The 17,808-nt window shown below is 70.1% G+C and carries 19 protein-coding genes; 5 read left to right on the forward strand and 14 right to left on the reverse strand.

The features are described from left to right. Positions 1–5: 5 nt before the first annotated feature. A complete protein-coding gene (locus ATM97_RS27220; protein ID WP_218721048.1) occupies positions 6–1,391 on the reverse strand; it encodes a DUF1214 domain-containing protein in 1,386 nt (461 codons plus the stop codon). A gap of 140 nt (positions 1,392–1,531) precedes the next feature. Next, on the reverse strand, positions 1,532–2,530 hold the full coding sequence (locus tag ATM97_RS27225) for a YafY family protein (protein WP_218721049.1): 999 nt from the start codon (positions 2,528–2,530) through the stop codon (positions 1,532–1,534). 133 nt (positions 2,531–2,663) lie between these two features. On the opposite strand from ATM97_RS27225, the gene ATM97_RS27230 reads away from it, so the two are divergent. Next, positions 2,664–3,059, forward strand: a complete 396-nt coding sequence (locus ATM97_RS27230; protein ID WP_218721080.1) for a RidA family protein — start codon at positions 2,664–2,666, stop codon at positions 3,057–3,059. A 9-nt stretch (positions 3,060–3,068) separates the two neighbouring features. Here ATM97_RS27230 and ATM97_RS27235 read toward each other — a convergent pair whose 3' ends face one another. The 3 genes from ATM97_RS27235 to ATM97_RS27245 all read right to left on the reverse strand — a co-directional run bounded on the left by ATM97_RS27235 (position 3,069) and on the right by ATM97_RS27245 (position 5,336). Then, on the reverse strand, positions 3,069–4,055 hold the full coding sequence (locus ATM97_RS27235) for a hypothetical protein (RefSeq protein ID WP_218721050.1): 987 nt from the start codon (positions 4,053–4,055) through the stop codon (positions 3,069–3,071). 241 nt (positions 4,056–4,296) lie between these two features. Further along, positions 4,297–4,992, reverse strand: a complete 696-nt coding sequence (locus tag ATM97_RS27240; protein WP_218721051.1) for a DUF2993 domain-containing protein — start codon at positions 4,990–4,992, stop codon at positions 4,297–4,299. Between the two features lie 83 nt (positions 4,993–5,075). Further along, positions 5,076–5,336, reverse strand: a complete 261-nt coding sequence (locus ATM97_RS27245) for a hypothetical protein (protein ID WP_218721052.1) — start codon at positions 5,334–5,336, stop codon at positions 5,076–5,078. A 184-nt stretch (positions 5,337–5,520) separates the two neighbouring features. Here ATM97_RS27245 and ATM97_RS27250 point away from each other — a divergent pair, with 184 nt between their 5' ends. Beyond that, on the forward strand, positions 5,521–6,408 hold the full coding sequence (locus tag ATM97_RS27250; RefSeq protein ID WP_218721053.1) for an SDR family NAD(P)-dependent oxidoreductase: 888 nt from the start codon (positions 5,521–5,523) through the stop codon (positions 6,406–6,408). Beyond that, positions 6,408–7,169 carry a glucose 1-dehydrogenase gene (locus ATM97_RS27255; protein ID WP_218721054.1) on the forward strand — a complete coding sequence of 254 codons (762 nt, stop codon included), beginning with the start codon at positions 6,408–6,410 and terminating at the stop codon, positions 7,167–7,169. The genes ATM97_RS27250 and ATM97_RS27255 overlap by 1 nt, the downstream gene beginning before the upstream one ends. 6 nt (positions 7,170–7,175) lie before the next feature. Here ATM97_RS27255 and ATM97_RS27260 read toward each other — a convergent pair whose 3' ends face one another. Next, positions 7,176–7,679, reverse strand: coding sequence for a hypothetical protein (locus ATM97_RS27260; RefSeq protein ID WP_218721055.1), 504 nt, complete (start codon positions 7,677–7,679; stop codon positions 7,176–7,178). Between the two features lie 191 nt (positions 7,680–7,870). Further along, positions 7,871–9,493, reverse strand: coding sequence for an AMP-binding protein (locus tag ATM97_RS27265; protein WP_255588514.1), 1,623 nt, complete (start codon positions 9,491–9,493; stop codon positions 7,871–7,873). Between the two features lie 516 nt (positions 9,494–10,009). Between ATM97_RS27265 and ATM97_RS27270 the strand changes: the two genes are divergently transcribed. Continuing rightward, positions 10,010–12,070 carry an AMP-binding protein gene (locus ATM97_RS27270; RefSeq protein WP_218721057.1) on the forward strand — a complete coding sequence of 687 codons (2,061 nt, stop codon included), beginning with the start codon at positions 10,010–10,012 and terminating at the stop codon, positions 12,068–12,070. A 15-nt stretch (positions 12,071–12,085) separates the two neighbouring features. On the opposite strand, the gene ATM97_RS27275 is transcribed toward ATM97_RS27270, so the two are convergent. Then, positions 12,086–12,766: a TetR/AcrR family transcriptional regulator gene (locus tag ATM97_RS27275; RefSeq protein WP_308248637.1), complete on the reverse strand. Its 681-nt coding sequence runs from the start codon at positions 12,764–12,766 to the stop codon at positions 12,086–12,088. Between the two features lie 101 nt (positions 12,767–12,867). Here ATM97_RS27275 and ATM97_RS27280 point away from each other — a divergent pair, with 101 nt between their 5' ends. Continuing rightward, on the forward strand, positions 12,868–14,664 hold the full coding sequence (locus ATM97_RS27280; protein ID WP_218721058.1) for an FAD-dependent oxidoreductase: 1,797 nt from the start codon (positions 12,868–12,870) through the stop codon (positions 14,662–14,664). 4 nt (positions 14,665–14,668) lie between these two features. Here the strand turns inward: ATM97_RS27280 and ATM97_RS27285 are convergent, their stop codons facing one another. The 6 genes from ATM97_RS27285 to ATM97_RS27310 form a co-directional block, all read right to left on the reverse strand. Beyond that, a complete protein-coding gene (locus tag ATM97_RS27285) occupies positions 14,669–14,935 on the reverse strand; it encodes an Ada metal-binding domain-containing protein (RefSeq protein WP_218721059.1) in 267 nt (88 codons plus the stop codon). Beyond that, on the reverse strand, positions 14,932–15,663 hold the full coding sequence (locus ATM97_RS27290; protein ID WP_218721060.1) for a 2OG-Fe(II) oxygenase: 732 nt from the start codon (positions 15,661–15,663) through the stop codon (positions 14,932–14,934). The genes ATM97_RS27285 and ATM97_RS27290 overlap by 4 nt, the downstream gene beginning before the upstream one ends. Then, positions 15,660–16,274 carry a methylated-DNA--[protein]-cysteine S-methyltransferase gene (locus ATM97_RS27295; RefSeq protein ID WP_218721061.1) on the reverse strand — a complete coding sequence of 205 codons (615 nt, stop codon included), beginning with the start codon at positions 16,272–16,274 and terminating at the stop codon, positions 15,660–15,662. Before ATM97_RS27295 ends, ATM97_RS27290 begins: the two co-directional genes overlap by 4 nt. Then, on the reverse strand, positions 16,271–16,762 hold the full coding sequence (locus tag ATM97_RS27300; protein WP_374104910.1) for an RNA polymerase sigma factor: 492 nt from the start codon (positions 16,760–16,762) through the stop codon (positions 16,271–16,273). Before ATM97_RS27300 ends, ATM97_RS27295 begins: the two co-directional genes overlap by 4 nt. 5 nt (positions 16,763–16,767) lie before the next feature. Beyond that, positions 16,768–17,283 carry a methylated-DNA--[protein]-cysteine S-methyltransferase gene (locus ATM97_RS27305; protein ID WP_218721063.1) on the reverse strand — a complete coding sequence of 172 codons (516 nt, stop codon included), beginning with the start codon at positions 17,281–17,283 and terminating at the stop codon, positions 16,768–16,770. Positions 17,284–17,384: 101 nt separating this feature from the next. Continuing rightward, a complete protein-coding gene (locus ATM97_RS27310; RefSeq protein WP_218721064.1) occupies positions 17,385–17,735 on the reverse strand; it encodes an Lsr2 family protein in 351 nt (116 codons plus the stop codon). Positions 17,736–17,808: the final 73 nt, after the last annotated feature.

The raw sequence follows: 17,808 nt of genomic DNA on the forward strand, positions 1-17,808 counted from the left end.
AACGCTCAGCCGTGACGCCGGAAGTCCGGCAGTTGCCAGCTGCCGTCGAAGGCCGGCCCGTCGGGGCCGTAGATGCGGAAGTAGGTGAACCAGCCTGTGCCCGGCACGGTTTGGATCCAGCGATCGGTGGGCGTGTTCGGTGGCGGGGTCGGCCCGAAGTACAGGGTCAGGGGCGCGGTCGTGTCTACATCGGCGAGTTCGTACAGGGAGCGCAGCACGGGCCGGTTCTGCGGGCTCCGCAGTTGGCTGCGCGTGCGCGCGTCGTAGGCGGTGATCGACCAGGACAGTGTCGCCGGAACCGGTTGCGCGACGGTGAGACTGTAGTAGCCCGCGCCCTCGAGGTAGGCCCCCGCGGAGTCGCGCAGGCCGAGCCAGTACAGCGAGCCGGCGCCGGGACTGCGCGCGAGCATCGCCGGTGACACGATCTGGGCCTGGTAGAACCACTTCCCGCGCGCGTACAGGTCGGTGTAGCCCGCGGCGTCGAACGTGCCGTTCGCCGGGCGCAGGACAGCCCATTCCCACCGGCTGTCGGGCCACACCTGCTTGTCCGGTCGACGATCGGCGAACGATTGCACGCACAGGTGCAGATGACCCCGGCGGGCCGCGTCGGTGAGGATGGCCGTCATCCGCCGGTCGGGGGCGAACGGGGCGCCGCGCAGAATGCCGAGCGCCGCGAGTTCGCCGTACTGGTAGTGAAAGTCGGGATTGGGCGGCTCGGAGTTCAGGATCTCGTGCAGGACTCGCCAGTAGTCGAGGGTCTCCTCCCACCGCACCGGCGAGAAGTCCAGCCCCTTCTGCTCCGAAAGATCCACCCACTCCAGGGGATTCGACTCGGCGTCGGCGTCCAGCGGATATACCCGCACCTGCTTCACGAGCTCGATCGCGGGGTCGACCTCGGTGCCGTGCGGCAGTGCGCGCACCAGCACGAGCACCCGGTTGGTCGTCGCGGTGCCGGTGAAACAGCCGTCCGGTATCGGCCCGTCGTAGCCGAGCGGCAGCAGCAGATGTCTGCCGCCCTCGGCGCCCGCCGGTCCGGGCAGCCCCAGATCGAGTACCCACCGCTGGTTGAGGTCGTTCGCGGTGCCCATGAGCGTGCCCGGCGGCACGTCGACGACCATCGGTCCGTCCGACAGGTCGATGGTGAGTCCGGCGTACGGCGTATCGGAATCGGCGGTGAAGGCGAACTGATCCGGGGTGCCGACCAGCAGCGCCATCACCCGGTTCGGCACCGCCCCCGCCGCGAGATACTCGCGCCACGTGGCCTCCAGCGAGACGGTGGGGAAGAAGAACCGATACATCGCCAGCGCCCGGTGGTAGTCCAGTTCGTCGTAGGCGCGGCGGACAGCGTCCGGGCTGGGATAGCCGCCACGAATGTACTGCGGTGCAGTCATGCCCGACCTCTTTCGTCGACAGCATCGGCCCCTCGTCGCCGACGTTAGGCAGGCGCGCACCAGCACGCTTCACCCGAAACGGATGAACCACGCGCTCCGGTGCCGCTGGGCTCGCCTCGCCTGTCGGCCGATTCGCGCGGTCACTCCGGCCCGCCGGCAGGTTGCCGAGCCGTTGTCGCGCCGTATCGGGCGGCGATGGCGGTGGCGCGCGCACGTAGCGAAGCACGTAACGACAACGGGGCCAGCGCCTCCGCGTCGGTGCCGAGCTGCCACAGCGCCCATTCGGCGTGCCGCGAGTCCTGGAAGGTCACCTCCAGCCGCAGCCCGTCGCCGTCGGGCTCTTCGGAACGGACGGCCAGCGCGGTGCGCACCAGTTCCTCTCTGCGCGCCGGGTGTACCCGGACCAGCGCGGCGATCTGGTCACCGCCGGTGCGGAACCGGGTGCTGCGTTCCTGCCAGGCCCGGTCCAGATCGACCCGGTCCGGTCGCTGTGCCGGTTCGGGCAGCTCCTGGGCGGCGAGCACCCGCGAGAGCCGGTAGGTGCGGTCCGCGCCGGACCTGGTGGCCAGGAGATAGGCCTGGTCACGCACGATCACGATGCCGATCGGGTCCACCGTCCGCCAGGAAGGCGCCCGGTCGACCGCCGCGTAGTGGATGCGCAGCTTGTGGCCGGCGAACACCGCGCGGCGGACCTCGGCCGAGATGTCGCCGGGGACCTCGTCGTCGACCAGCCGACGCGACAGCAGATCGGTCTCCGGATCGATGAGCAGGCGCTCGGCCACCTCGGCGGCGGTATCACGGTAGGTGTCCGGCAGTGCGTCGACAACTTTGAGCATGGCCGAGGCCAGCGCCGAGCCGAGACCGAAAGCCTGTGTGCCGCGCCGTGATCCGGCGACGAGCAGGGCCAGCGCCTCCTCGTGGTTCAGCCCGATGAGCTCGGTCCGGAAGCCGGGAAGCAGGGCGAAACCGCCGTGTCTCCCGCGTTCGGCGTAGACCGGGACGCCCGCGGACGACAGCGCCTCGATATCGCGCAGCACGGTGCGGGTGGACACCTCGAGCTCGTCGGCGAGCTCGGTCGCGGTCAGGCGACCGCGCTGGCGCAGCAACAACACCAGCGACACCAACCGGTCTGCGCGCACCCGAAAACCCTACCGAATACACGACACAGGATGTCGTGATTGCTTGCGAGGGTTACCACCACGGCGGCACGGACATCGGTCATCGGACCGAGGGCGCCGGTACTTCGACGAATCGAATGGAGCTGAAGTGGTACTGGAACGAACTGCGGTCAACCCGGTGACCTGGTCGGTGGCTATGGGATTCAACCAGGGCGAACTCGTCGCCGGGCACACCCGGACCCTGTACTGCTCCGGGCAGACGGCGATGAGCGGCGACGGCACGCCGCGGCACGACGGCGATATGGCCGCGCAGCTGGCGCTGAGCCTCGACAATCTGGCGGCCGTGCTCGCCGAGGCGGGCATGTCACTGGCGAATCTGGTCCGCCTCAACGTCTACACGACCGATGTCGACGTGCTGTTGCAGCACTACGGCGTGCTGGCGGCCCGGCTGGGCGCGGCCGCGGTGGCACCGGCCACCACGATGCTCGGCGTGACCCGCCTGGCGATTCCCGGCCAGCTGGTCGAACTCGAGGGAACCGCCGTGGACTGAGCGCTCGCGTCAGGCGACGCGGCGGGACGGGCGTTCCAGCACCTCCGCGAGCGGACGGCGAGGGCTCGGGGAGACCGGGGGCGCGGTGTGGTGCATCCGGCCGACCCGGACCACGACCTGGGGGTGCGCGCAGTCGTGCAACAGGGTGCGGCGGATGGTGTCACGGAGTTCGGGGATGCCCAGCGGCTCGGATTGGATGCAAGTCGACAGGCCCATGCTGGTGGCGCCCAGCAGCAGGGCACTGGTCGCCTCGCCCGCTCGGAGCTGGGCCCGGCGGTCGTCGGTCGCGGTGCAGATCACGACCCAGCCGGCATGGTCGGGGCCCTCGCCGGGGTCGTCGATGCCGGGGTCGCGGAAGGCGCGCAGCGGGATGGCGTCGGTCCGCCGCGGCAGCACCGTCGTGTGCGAGGGCACGCCGTCGTCGTGACCGGTGTGCCCGCTCCAGGACGCGAGTTCGCGGAGATAGGCCGCGTCGGTGCGGTGCCGTGCCGCCGCGGCTCGCATCGGCTCGGCCAGCAGGGGGAGCATCTGTTCGGGGATATTCCGGGCGACCGCCCCGAATTCGACAACCGAGGAGGACAACGCGCGCAAGGCGCCCGCCGGGATCGGTAGCGGCGCGAATCGGCGACGTTCGGATTTCCGCAGCAGAATCGCGGCGGCGAGCTGAATATCGGAATCGGCGGGCGGCCGCGGCGAAACGGTCACCCGTGCCAGATGGGTCGGATCATCCGGGTCGGGTAGGAATTCGGGACTCGCCGACCACCCGGTGACGGCGAGCGCGACGCGCAAATGATGGAGGGCCGCGCCACAACTGACGACCATGGCATGCCCGTCGGGGTCTTCCACCGGCAACTGCCGGTCGGAATCGCTGAACAGGTCGATCCGCCCGTCGCCGACCTGCCAGCGCCAGGGCTGGGTGTTGTGCACAGACGGCGCCTTCACCGCGAGCTCCAGGGCGGCGGTCATCGTATCCACATCGAATATCAACGGTGTCATTTCACGATCCCTCCTGACGGGATTGCGGCACGCGTTTGTCATTCGCTCGTCCAGACGCGCCGTAATCGACCATAAGTCGACCCCATCGAATAAGCGAACCCATAACGTTTCAAATACCCTGAAATTGCTCCGCGCTCGCTCGGCCACCTATCGAGCTGACCGGGGAGATCGTCACCGGGGTTATCGGTTCCGTAACGAAAACAATGGATGCCCTGTGTCGGACGTCTCGCCGTCGAATTGATCAGGGGAGGTCGGCGAAGTGGACATCGTGGGCAACGGCGGTGGCGTGGAGGCCGTCGGCGGCGGGCTGGATGGCGGTGAGGCGGGCGCCGAGGGGGAGTTGCTGGAGGGGGACGACGAAGGTGAGGGTGCTGCGCAACAGGGAGAGGGGGACGGTGGGGCCGCCGAGGGTGGAGCGGACCGAGACCGGGGTGACTTCGATGCCACTGTCGGTGGGCGCGACGGTGACGAAGACCGTCGCGGGCACCGACAAGCCCGCGACCGGGAAGGTGCCGGTGACACGCAGTCCCTCGGGGCTGTGGGAGATCGACTCCACACCCGCGGGAGCGAAGCCCTGGACGACGTCGTAGGGGACCACGGCCGTCGCGGTCGCCGTGGCGGCGACGAGGTTCGAGGTGCGGTTGCCGAGCACGTCGGCCAGCGGGGCGGAGACGTCGGCGAGGGCGACATCGAGATCGTGGACGGACAGGTCCTGGCCGCGCCAGTCGCCGACGCGGATGTCGATGTCGCGGTAGGTGCCGTCGATGGCCTGGGTCAAGAACGGAACACCCCTGATCTCGACTTCGGGTGGCTGGGCGAGGTCGTACTCGGCGGCGATCGCGCGGCCGATCTCGTTCTGCGCCAACACGACTGCGACCCGGTCGCCGACGACCAGTCCGATCGCCAGGACGACGATCAGTATCAGCAACGCGCGCATACGCTCACCCTCTCGGCCATCCCACCATCATGCTGTGGATCGGGCCCGAGTGCGGGCAGGGCGACACCGAAAAGTGGGAACCGCTAGCTGGCTCGGACGGTCACCACGGTGTCGGTGCTGGGGAATTCGATCACCCGGAGCCGACCGTTGACCAAGTCGATCGTGTCGGCGATCACCCGTCCGGCGTGATGGGCGCCACCGACGAAGCTCGTGCTGATCACCCGGAAGCTGCGGCGCGGAGTGAGGACGACATCGCCTGTGCGCAGCAGTCCGGCCGAGGTGGCGGCGCCGGGGCAACTCTCGATCGTGTTCTTGCGGCGCTGGCCGCCGAGCAAACCTAACACTGTGTGTCTCCAGTTGTGTCCATCGCGAAAACCCGCGTCCCGCCGCCGTCTCGCGAGCGGGTATCGGAGTCTTCTTACCCACCGGCCGCGCACAGGAAACCCCAGGCAACCGGACCGGACGCCGTTCCCGATGAGCGGGAAGGGCCGCAGGCAGGTGCGCGGGCCCGGTCCTACGGTGAGCGACATGACAGCAACATCGCACTCCGACGGCGTGGCGAGCACAGTCGTGCCCGGAGTCGCCCTGGTGACCGGTGCCAGCCGCGGCGTCGGCAAAGGCATCGCGCTGGCGCTCGGCGCCGCGGGCTGGACCGTCTACCTGACCGGCCGGGGCAGCGCCGGTGACGGCGGTCCGCTGGAGGTGGCCGCCGCCGAGGTGAGTGCCCGTGGCGGCACCGGCATCGCCGTGCGCTGCGATCACCGCGACGATGCGCAGATCGCCGCCGTCTTCGCCCGCATCGCCGGCGAACAGGACGGCCTCGATCTGCTGGTCAACAATGTCTGGGCCAATCCCGACGGTTTCGCCGGTTTCAGCGATCCGTTCTGGCGCCGACCGGTCGGCGACTGGGATTCGCTGATCGGCGTCGGCCTGCGCGCGCACTACGTCGCCGCGGTCGAAGCGGCACGACTCATGGTCGCGCGCGGTCGCGGCGTCATCGCCAATATCTCCTCGTTCGGCACCCGCGGCTACCTGCATTCGGTGCTGTACGGGATGTCGAAGGCGGGCCTGGACAAGATGGCCGCCGATATGGCGGTGGAACTGCGCGGCACCGGCGTGAGCACCCTGTCGCTGTGGCCCGGCATCGTGCGCACCGAGCAGGTGCTGGCCCTCGGCGTCGAGGACATCGAGGGTTTCCCGATCGCCGGCGCGGAGACGCCCGAATTCGTCGGGCGGGTCGTGCTGGCACTGGCCACCGATCCGTCGATCGGCGACCGCAGCGGCGCCACGGTGATCACGGCCGAGGCGGCGCTCGACTACGGCATCACCGACATCGACGGTGGACAACCGGTCTCGCATCGCGCGGCCTTCGGCGGCGGCGCGGTCTTCGGCATTCGAGAAGAAGAGGAACAGTGATGGATCTTTCGGGCAAGGTAGTGCTGGTCACCGGTGGTGCGCGCGGTCTGGGCGCGGCCTTCGCGCACGGAATCGTCGCCGCGGGCGGCAGCGTCGTGATCGGTGACCTGCTGGACGCCGACGGTGCCGCCGTCGCGGCGGACCTGGGGGAGCGCGCCCGCTTCGTGCACCTCGACGTCACCGACCCGGCCTCGTGGCAGCATGCGGTCGATACCGCGGTGGAGGCGTTCGGCGCGCTGACCGGGCTGGTCAACAACGCCGGAGTGACCGCCTCGGGCGTTCCGCTGGTCGACGAGCCGTTGGAGACCTTCCAGCGGGTGATCCAGGTGAACCTGGTCTCGGTCAACATGGGCATCCACGCGGTGGTGCCCGCACTGCGGGCGGCCGGTGGCGGCTCGATCGTCAACATCTCCTCGGCCGCCGGACTCGTCGGCCTGGCGCATACGGGCGCCTACGGCGCGGCCAAGTGGGGCGTGCGCGGGCTGACCAAGGTGGCCGCGATCGAACTCGCGAGCGACCGGATCCGGGTGAACTCGGTCCACCCCGGCATGGTGCTCACCCCGATGACCGCGCCGACCGGCATCGGCCTCGCGGACGGCGGTTTCCCGAACGCCCCGCTGGGCCGGGTGGGCCGTCCCGAGGAACTGGCCGGTGCCGTCACCTACCTGCTCAGCGACGCCGCGTCGTACACGACCGGCGCCGAGCTGGCCGTCGACGGCGGCTGGACCGCGGGCCCGCCGGTCGTCCGCGTCGACGGCTAGCCGCACTCAGCGTCGAACAGCGCGGCGGCACACCAGCATCTGATCGGCGCCCGCCTGGAATTCGTATCCGACATCGACGATCCGTGTCCGGACCCCGCGCTCGCGCAGATCCGCGCGGAGCCGGTCGAGATCGCGGTAGCGGCTGTGCGCGCCGAACAACTCCGCCGCGCGCTGCCGGACTGTCAGGTGCTCGGCCGGGTCGGCGAAGAACGTCCACCGGAACTGCTCCGGATGCGCGCGGACGTAGTCGTTGCCGCGCACGGCCTCGCTGACCGCGGTGGCGGCGACCGCGGTCGTGCCGTCGTCTTCGTAGGCCAGGTCGCAGGCCGTCACGTCCCCGCCGAGCCCGCGGACCTCGGCGGTGAACCCGGCCGCGCCGCCCGGACAGTCCAGGAGGCGGCGGCGCAGGTCGGCGTCGGTGAGGGCGAACATCGACCGATATTCGCTCAGCGAGCGAGAGCTGATCAGGAAGCCGCCGAACGGCTGATCGCTGGTGTCGTCGGAAGTCATGGCCGGTACCCCGTTCTCGTCGGGGCCGCCGACCGGCGCGGAGCGCGGGTCCGACGCGAGGACGGGATGCGGCCGCTCGGAGGGCGGCCGCACGCACAGTCGATGACGGCCGCTATCGCGGCCACCACTCCTGCGCTGTCATCGTCACCAGCCCATTGAAGCACAGCACGCCAGCGGTTTTCGGCGCCCGTTCACAGCAGGCGTTGCCTGCCGTGGGCGGCGAACTCGGCTGCCAGTTCCGCTCTGTCGGCTTCGGTCATGTGGTGGTAGCGCGGCAGGCCGCGGCCCGCCCACCGGTGGACCGGTTCGTCGGTGCGCCAGGCCTGCTCCTGGAGTTCGCGCTTGAGGACCTTGTTCGATCCGGTCACCGGCAGATTCGCCGAGACCCGCACGAATCGCGGCATGCCCTTGGACCCGAGATCGTCCTGAGCGCAGAGGAACGCGGTGAACTCGTCGAGATCGAAGTGGTCCGGATCGGCGACTTCGACCGCGGCCATGACCTGATCGCCGGAGCGCGGATCGGGCACCCCGAACACCGCGGCGGCGATGACGGCGGGGTGGCGGCGCAGCACCTGTTCGATCAGCAGCGTCGAAGTGTTCTCGCCGTCGACCCGCAGCCAATCACCCTTGCGGCCCGCGAAGTACAGGAATCCGTCGGTGTCGATGTAGCCGAGATCGCCGGTCCAGTACCAGCCGTTGCGGATCCGGTCGGCGTCGGCGGCCTCGTTCTTGTAGTAGCCCTCGAAGACGAGCGCGCCCGCCTTGTCGATCATCTCCCCGATGGCCTCGTCGGGATTGCGGACCCGGCCGTACTCGTCGAGCTCGGCCCGCGCGCACTCGCGCAGCGTGTCCGGGTCCACCACCGCGACACCGGGACGCGCGGGTCTGCCGAGCGCGGCCGGCGGTGCGGCCGGATCCAGCGCCGCCAGGCTCGGTCCCTCGCTGGAGCCGTAGCCCTCGTGCAGTTCCGCGCGGAAGCGGCGCCGGAACTCGCGCTGGTCGGCCACCGACGCCTCGGTCCCGAAACCGCGAACCAGCGCATTGTCGGCGTCCAGCGCGGTTTCGGGTGTCGCGAGCAGGTAGCCCAGCGCCTTGCCGACATAGGTGAAGAAGGTCGCGCCGAAGTACCGCACATCCGGAAGGAACTGCGACGCCGAGAATTTCGGGGTCAGGCAGACCGTCGCGCCGACCGTCAGCGCGGGCGCCCACAGCGCCATGATGGCATTGCCGTGGAACAGCGGCATGCAGCAGTAGTCCACGTCGTCACGGACATGCCCGAACTTCGCCGCCGCCGCGTACCCGACCACCGCGAGACGGCGCTGGGTGCACCGCACCGCCTTCGAGGTCCCGGTGGTGCCGGAGGTGAACAACAGCAGCAGCAGATCCGCCGGCCCGCCCAGCGCCGTGGGCTCGACCCGGTGGGCAGTGACGCGGTCGGCGTAGTCCGGGCTGTCGACCAGCAGGAACCGGTCCTCGGTGAGGCCGTGATCGAGCTGCCGCAGTCGGGTCATCCCCGCCGCGTCGGTGACGATCAGCTGACAGTCGACGTACCGGATGTCCTCGGCCAGCTGTGCATTGCCGCGGGTCGGATTGAGCCCGGCGACGGTGGCGCCCGCCAGGGCCGCCGCGCCCAGCCAGAAGACGAAATCGGGCACGTTGTCGAGCAGCACGCCGAGGTGGAACGGACCCGCGCGGCGCAGGGCGCGGGCCAGTTCGGCACGGGCGGCCGACTCGCGGACGACCGCGTCCCAGGTCCAGTCGGCGTCGCGGGTGCGCAGGCCGAGATGCTGATCGCCGAGCCGGTCGAGCAGCATGGTCGCGATATCCGCGCGGTGCGGGCTCGGCTGTTCCGTCTGATCCTCCGACAGCTCCACCTCGAGCAACGCCGGATCGGCGAGTCCGGCGGCGAGCTCACCCGGCGGCGGCGCGGTATCGTTCGCATCCATCTCGGCACCTCCACTGGCGGGGACTGTCGACCAGACTGTCAGCAGCATGCCGGGTCGCCGCCGCTTTCCACCCCGGTTGTCCCGCTGGATGGCACGGGCCGAAGTCGGGCGTGGGCTAGGCTCGCCCGCTATCTCATCGAGGCCCGCGCACCACGGTGACCGGAATCGCTCGCGCGGCCCACGAAAGTTTGGTCACTGTCACCAACGCGACCGGTCTGGTTTCGTAGGGTCGCAAGAATCCGTAGATCTTCCATTCGCCCACGAGCGGGCGCGCCACGATGGGTTCTGGTGCAGTGCCTGCCGACCGGGCACCGCCGTGGCACGGGGGCCGCGGCGACGAGGCACTTCCCGGCAGTGTGGCCGGGCCGGCGAAAGCGCGAAGAAATGCCGAGTGACGTCGTCGATGTGGTCGTGGACTTCGCCGTCCCGCGTCGGCCGCTGTGGGATGTGCTGCTGGAGCCGCAGAGCTATCCGCGCCTGTGGACCGGAATCGGTGGGTGCGAGCGGATTCTGCACCCCGACGGCGGCACCGTCTGGCAGGTCAGGATCGGCGACGCGGCCCTCGGCGTCCGGACCGTCGGCCTGGCCCTGACGATCGGCCGCTGGTACGAGAGCTTCGAACTGCACAATCCGGAGACCGGCAGCTTCGCCATGGTGCGGCTCACCGGCGCCGAGGACCGCACCTCGGTGAGCGTGACCGTGTTCGCCGCACCCCGCCTGCATCCGGCGCTGAAAGGCGCGACCAATGCCACCGTCATCGGTTGGGTCAAAGACGGTCTGCGCCGGGCGGCCGACCTGGTGCGCGGGGCGCGGACCTCGGTGGTGGCCAACGGCGACCGGGCCCCGATCCGGCGCACCACCGAAATCGCGCGGTGGTGGGTGAACTCTGGCCTGGTCGCCCCGCCGCTGACCTCGGCCCGGCAACTGCGGTCGCTGTACCGGTGGGGATTCAACCTGGCGGGCGGCTACGCCGCGGGCGCCGCGCACAGCCCCGACCAGCTCGCGCTGCTCGACGACGTCAGCACCGTGACCTTCGCCGAGACCGACAAGCGCACGACCGCGCTGGCGGGCGCGATGTACGAGGTCGGCCTGCGCGCGGGCGACGCGGTCGGCCTGCTGGCCGGAAACCATTGCGGCATGGTCGAAACCATGGTCGCCGCCGGGAAGCTCGGTGTCGACGTGGCGCTGCTCAATGCCGGGTTGTCCGGACGGCGCATCGAGGAGATCGTGCAGCGGCACCGTCTCTCGGCACTGTTCGTCGACACCGGCTTGGCCCATCTCGTGCAGTACCTGCACCGCGATCTGCCCCGCTTCGTCACCGACGACGTACCCGCGCACCCGGGCCGGACCTCCATCGAGGACCTGATCGCTCTGCGCCGCACCAAGTTTCCGGTGCCGACGGTGCCCGGCAGGCAGATCGTGCTCACCTCGGGCACCAGCGGCACCCCCAAGGGAGCGCGCCGTCCGCACGCGAAGGGCTTCGACACCCTCGTCGCGCTGCTGTCGCGGATTCCGATCCACGTGGGCAGCACGATGATGATCCCCGCGCCGCTGTTCCATACGTGGGGACTGTCCGCGCTGCAACTGAGCACCGCCGTCCGCGCGACCGTGGTGCTGACCCAGGGCTTCGACGCCGAGGATTGTCTGCGCCGCATCGCCGAACACCGGGTCCAGACGCTGATCGCGGTGCCGACCATGGTGCAGCGCATGGTCGACCTGCCCGAGGCGGTCCGCGCCCGCTACGACCTGAGCAGCCTGCGGCACGTGATCAGCTGTGGCGCGCCGCTGGCGGCGATCACGGTGGACCGCTTCCTGACCGACTACGGCGACGTCCTGTACAACCTCTACGGCTCGACCGAGGTCTCCTGGGCCAGCGTGGCAGGCCCCGAGGACCTGCGGGCCGCACCCACCACGGCCGGTCGGCCGCCGCTGGGCACCCGCATCGCCGTTCTCGACCCCGATCGCTCGCCGGTACCGATCGGCATGATCGGGCGGATCTTCGTCGGCAACCACATGCTGTTCGACGGCTATGTCAGCGATACCCCGCCGGAGGAGTCCGACGGCATGCTCGACACCGGTGACCTGGGCTATCTCGACGCCGAAGGCAGGCTGTTCGTGGCCGGGCGCGACGACGAGATGATCATCTCCGGCGGCGAGAACGTCTTCCCGCGCCCGGTCGAGGAGGCACTGTCGTACCTGCCGCAGGTCAGCGATGTCGCGGTGGTGGGTGTGCCGGATCGTGAGTTCGGGCAGCGGTTGGCCGCGTTCCTGGTCAAACACGAGGGCTCCGGCCTCGATTCGGACATGGTGCGCACCTACGTGCGCAACCGGCTCAGCCGCTTCTCCGTGCCGCGCGATGTCACCTTCCTCAACTCGCTGCCGCGCGGGGAGACCGGCAAGGTACTCAAGCGGCTGCTGGTCGATCCGGAGGGACTGGCGGGCTGAGTCCGGGGCGAGCTCTCAGCGCGGCCGATCCTCACCGCCCGCGGTGCCGGGCACGGCGATCCGGCCGCTGTAGATCGCCCGCAGGGACGTCGCGGCGAAGGCGGCGCAGTAGTCGATCAGGTCCGCGATCGGCACCTCCAGCCGTCCGCTGTGCTTCTCGACGATGACCCGCTCCAGCGTGCCGACCACCGAGAGCGCGAAGATGTCCATCACCTCGGCGGCCGGGTGCTCCTCGGGCCGGGCACTCGTGCCGGTCGCCGCGACCAGCCGGGCGAAACGCCACAGTGCCTCGCGCATACGGTCTTCGGCGCCCGCCCCCGCCGGTTCGACGAAGACGACCCGGAGTGTGCGTGGATCGCGATCCAGGGCGGTGAGATAGGTGCCGATGCCGGCGCGCAGCTTGTCGGTGCCCCGCGCGGGGGTCGCGGCGACGGCCGCCGACACCGCGCGGTACAGCTCGTCGATGACACGGTCGAAGACCGCGGCGAACAAATCCCTGGTGCCGCTGAAGGATTCGTAGAAGTAGCGGTCGGTGAGCCCGGCCTCGCGGCACAGGTCCTTCACGCCGGTCGCGGCGTAGCCGTGGGTGCCGAACAGCGTGAGCCCGGCGGCGAGCAGCTTCTCGCGTCGGGCGGCGGCCCGCTCCTGGGCGCCCATGCCACCGTAGGTGCGGCCCGGCCGGGCCGGGGTGCTCACCGCGTCACCGTGATCGTCATGTCGGCATTGTCTCCCATGCGCGCTGACTCTGTGTCAGCATGTGACGATCGCGATCGTCAGATTGAGAACGGGGTCGATCAATGGCAGCTCGACATCAGAACCACCTGGTCAGCCGTCGTGCGGTGCTGCGCGGAGCCGCCGCGGCGGCCGCGAGCGCGGGGCTGGCGGCCGGTACCGCGCAGGCGAGTCCACGCAGGCGCAACGGTCCGGCGGGCACCACCGTCGCGATCTTCGGCGCGGGGATCGGGGGCTTGACCGCGGCGCACGAACTGGCCGAACGCGGCTTCGCGGTGACGGTCTACGACCGCAAGGAACTCGGCGGAAAGTCGCGCACGATCCCGATGGCGGGCACCGGAGCCGGGGGCCGGGCGGCCCTGCCGGGCGAACACGGCGCGCGTGGGTTCACCTCGTTCTATCACCACGTCCACGACACCATGCGCCGCATCCCGGTACCGGGAACGCGCAAGACCGTCTACGACAACCTGATTCCGTTCTCGGTCACCGATCCGCGCTACCCGCGTTCGGGCAACCTGCCCGACGGCTTCCCGCTGATGTTCGGCTTCTACTTCGATCCGGCCGAAGCGCTCACACCGAGGGGCCTGCAACGGATTCTGACCGAGGTGTTCATGAAGAACGATCTCGTCCCGCTGCCCGAGGCCATCCACATGGCGGGGCGGGTGGTCACCTACCTGACCTCGAGCGAGGAACGTCGCTTCGGGCAGTGGGAGCACGTCAGCTGGTGGGATTTCATCGGCGCGGGCACCAGGTCCGCGCAGTTCCAGGCGCTCGCCGCGACCGGCCTGACGCGGGCGCTGGTCGCCGCCAAAGAGTACGTGGCCAGCACCCGCACCATGGGCAACATGATGGAGGGGTTCTTCATCGCGCTGATGCGCGAGCTCACCGGCGGGCCGAAGGTCTACGAGGTGCTCAACGGGCCGACCAACCAGGCCTGGCTGGATCCGTGGATCGCGCTGCTCGAAGACATGGGGGTGCGGTTCCGGCCGGGGGAAGCGCTCGAGGAACTCGTGGTCGCGGACGGCCGGATCGGTGGTGCCCGGATCCGCGGTGCGCACGGCGGGTCGACGCGGATCGAGGCCGACTGGTACGTGTGCGCCGTGCCGACCGACCGGGCCCGCGCGCTCTGGACACCCGAACTGCGGGAACTGGATCCGGCGCTGGGCCGGATGGACGCGCTGAACCTGGACTGGATGAACGGCATGCAGATGTTCGTCAGCGAGCGACTCGACCTCGGCAAGGGCTACAACATCTACCTCGACGCGCCGTGGCGGCTGACCTCCTACACCCAGCGCGCGTTCTGGGACGTCGACTATCCCGCCGTCTACGGTGACGGCGCCGTCGCCGACGGCCTCACCATCGACATCGCCGACTGGGACACCCCGGGCATCCTGTTCGGCAAACCCGCGAAATACTGCACCCACGAGGAGATCTACCAGGAGACCTGGGCCCAGTTGACCGCCGCGCTCAACGACGACGGCCGGATCCAGTTGCCCGACGGCATCGTCCGCGCATGGATGATCGATCCCGGCATCGTGTGGACCGGCAGCGAGAACACCAATGACGAACCGCTGCTGGTGAACACGATCGGCTCCTGGGACAACCGGCCGACCGCGCGGACCCGCGTCCCCAACCTGTTCCTGGCCGCCGACTACGTGCAGACCAACTTCGACCTGGCCACCATGGAGGGCGCGAACGAAGCGGGCCGCAGCGCCGCCAACGCGCTGCTCGCCGCGGCGGGCTCGGCGGCCACGCCCGCGCGGTTGTTCACCCGGGAGTCGATTCCGGCGTTCGAACCATTGCGCCTGGCCGATGCCGCCCGCTTCCGCGCGGGTCAGCCCAACCTGTTCGATCTCGGGTGATCGGTCAGCGCCGGGCGTTGCGCCACGCCCGGTAGCGGTCGGGACAGCACACCGCACACGGTCGGTAGCCCGCGGCGACGGCGGTGGTCTCGTCGGCGAAGAACACCCGGTGGCAGACGTAACCGCCGCGCGCGATCGCCCGCCGCGCCGACGGGCAGTCCAAGCGGCCGTAGATCTTCGACCGCCGATGGCCACCCCAGCGGCCCGCGCTCGCGGACCGAAAGGGGCGGCCGGCGCGGTCGAGCAGCACGTACGGTAGCGGGGTGCTCATGCCGCGTCGTGGAAGACCAGCGCCAAGGTCGTCCGATGTCCGGAACGGACAACCGACACTCCGTGCCGGACCGGGGCGGCCGACCAGCCGCGCGCGGAGCGGACGGGACGATCGCGGGTGGTGAACACGTAGCCGTGTCCACGCGGCAACAGCGTTGCGGTACCCCGGGATTGGGCGCGGGGCCGCTGCTCGAGCAGCAGGAACTCCCCGCCGGTGTGATCGACGCCGGGTTCGTTCAGGTTGATGACGACCTGCAACGGAAAGACCAAGTCGCCGTACAGATCCCGGTGCAGGGCATTCCAGTCGCCCGTCTGGTAGCGCAACAGGATCGCCGTGGATTTGTGCTGTCCCGCCGCGTGACACATCGTCAGCCACTCGTCGAGGGTGTCCGGCCACGGCGCGGACCTGCCGAGCCGGGCCCACCAGTCCCGCGCGATCGGCAGCAGGTGTGGGTACAGCGCCTGTTTGAGGCGTTCGACGGGCTCGGGGTAGGGCGCGCGCAGATACCGGTACTGCCCCTGCCCGAAACGATGCCGGCCCATGTCGACGGTGCTGCGGAACAGCTCGTCGTGGGGGTAGAGGTTTCGGATCCGCGCGGTCTCGCCGGCGGTGAGCAGCTCGGGCAGCAGCGCGCCGCCGAACTCGTCGAGCTCGGCCGTGATCGCCGTCCAATCGCCGGCGTCCACGCGCTCGCGCCACGGATCGGTGCGTCGGCTCGCGGCGGTCACGCGGCCTCCAGTTCGAGCAGTGTCGTCTTGGCTTGTGCGCCACCGATGTAGCCGCCGAGGCTGCCGTCGGCCCGCAGCACCCGATGGCAGGGCACGACCACGGGCAGGGGGTTGGTCGCGCACGCCGTACCGACCGCGCGCACGGCCTTCGGATTGCCGACGAGTTCGGCGACCTCGCGGTAGCTGCGGGTGTGGCCGTACTCGATCTCGGGCAGATGGCGCTGCACCAGCTGCCGGAAGCCGTGCGACAACGACAGATCCAGGGGCAGATCGAAGACCCGGCGGCGGCGGTCGAAGTATTCGCCGAGTTCGCGCGCGGCGTCGTCGAGCCGGCGGGGGGCCCGCAGGATGCGCGGGCTCAGTTTCTGTGCCAGCACCGCGAGGACCCGGTCGTGGTCCTCGCCGGCATAGGCCACCCGCACCAGGCCGCGCGGGGTCGCGGCCAGCAGCAGCTCGCCGACGGGGGAGTCGATGGTGGTGTAGGCGACGTCGACGAGGCCGGCGGCGTCGGCCCGCTGTTCGAGCCGCCGATGCAGGCGCGACAGCACGTCGGCGTCCACGGGCGCCGACAGTGCGGCGACGATGTCGTCATCGCGACGGGTATCGCTCATGATGGTGCTCCTTCCGGGTTCGCGCCCGGGTAGGTCTTGCGCAAGGTCTTCACCGCGTCGGCCGCGGCTCGCCGGGCGGCATCGACACTGCCGCCGAGGACCTCGGCGATTTCGGCGTAGGACAACCCCGCGACATAGCGGTAGGCGATCGCCTGGCGCTGTTTGGTGGGCAATCCGCCCACCGCGGTCCACAGCTCGGTGTCCTCGGGGTCGACGACGGGGCTCGGCGCGTCGGGTAGCCGGTCCACGGGCAGTGGGTGGCGGGTGGCCGCGCGCACCACATCGATCGCCTTGCGATGGGCGATGCGCACCAGCCACGCTTCGACATTCGCGTCCTCGGGCAGGTCCGGGTAGGCGCGCATCGCGGCCAGGAACGTCTCCGACCAGGCGTCTTCGGCATCGTGGACGCCGAGGACGACCCGGCACACCCGCAGCACGGTGGGCCCGTGCCGGGTGACGACCTGCTCGAAAGGCTGCTTCACGGGCACCCCGGTCAGAATAGGCGACCGGCGCCGACCGCGGCCGGTTCCTCGAGGTCGAGCAGAGCTCGTTTGCGCGCGAGGCCGCCCGCGTAGCCGGTCAGCGACCCGTCCGCGCCGACGACCCGGTGGCAGGGCACGAACAGGCACAGCGGATTGGCGCCCACGGCCTTGCCGACCGCCTGGGCGAGCCGGCGATCGCCGAGCCGCTCGGCGATCCGGCCGTAACTGGTGCGCTCGCCGAAGGGGATCTCGGCCACGATCCGCCACACGTCCTGTCGGAACTCGTCACCGGTCGCGTGCAGGGGCAGTTCGAAGTTCCGACGGCGACCCGCGAGATAGTCCAGCACCTGCGCGGCCGCCTCGGACAGGAGTTCGTCCTCGGTCCCGGATACCGCGCGCCCGAAGGTCTCGGCCGCGGGCCCGCGCACGTGGTGACGGAAGTACAAGCCCGTCACGGCGGCGCCGGACGCGACGAGGGTGATCGGCCCGAGGACACCGGCATCGACAACGAGGTGTCGAGTATTCATCTGCTTTCCTTTCGCTGACACCGTGAAGACGTTGCGCATCGGGAAAACGTGAGATCCGACTGTCGATCGGAACCGGTGGGGCCTTCGGGCCGCGGTGTGTTCTAGGCGTTCGCCTCTTCGTACGCGGCGATGATGTCGGCGGCGATTCGGCCGCGCGCCGAGACCGTGTGGCCGTTGTTGCTGGCCCAGGTCCTGATCGCGGTCAGGTCGTTGCGTCGCGTGGGCGCGGCGGCCGTACCGCTCACCTCGGACCGGCGACCGCTCGTCTTGACGCGCCCGGTGCGGCGGGCCGCCGGGATCCACTGATCGAACAGATCGCGGAGCTTGGCCGCGTTCGTCTCGGACAGGTCGATCTCGTAGCTCGCGCCGTCGATGCCGAACGAGACGGTCTCATCGGCGGCGGAGGCGCCGTCGAAATCATCGACGAGGGTGACAACGACTTTGCGCGCCATGAGGATCCTGTTCGTGAGGGGCTGTGTCCTCAGTGATCGTAATGCGAGCCCGACAAGCGCCTCGGTCGCCCCA

It is taken from the genome of Nocardia sp. MH4 (assembly GCF_019266065.1).
In the GTDB taxonomy this organism is placed as follows: Bacteria; Actinomycetota; Actinomycetes; order Mycobacteriales; family Mycobacteriaceae; genus Nocardia; species Nocardia canadensis.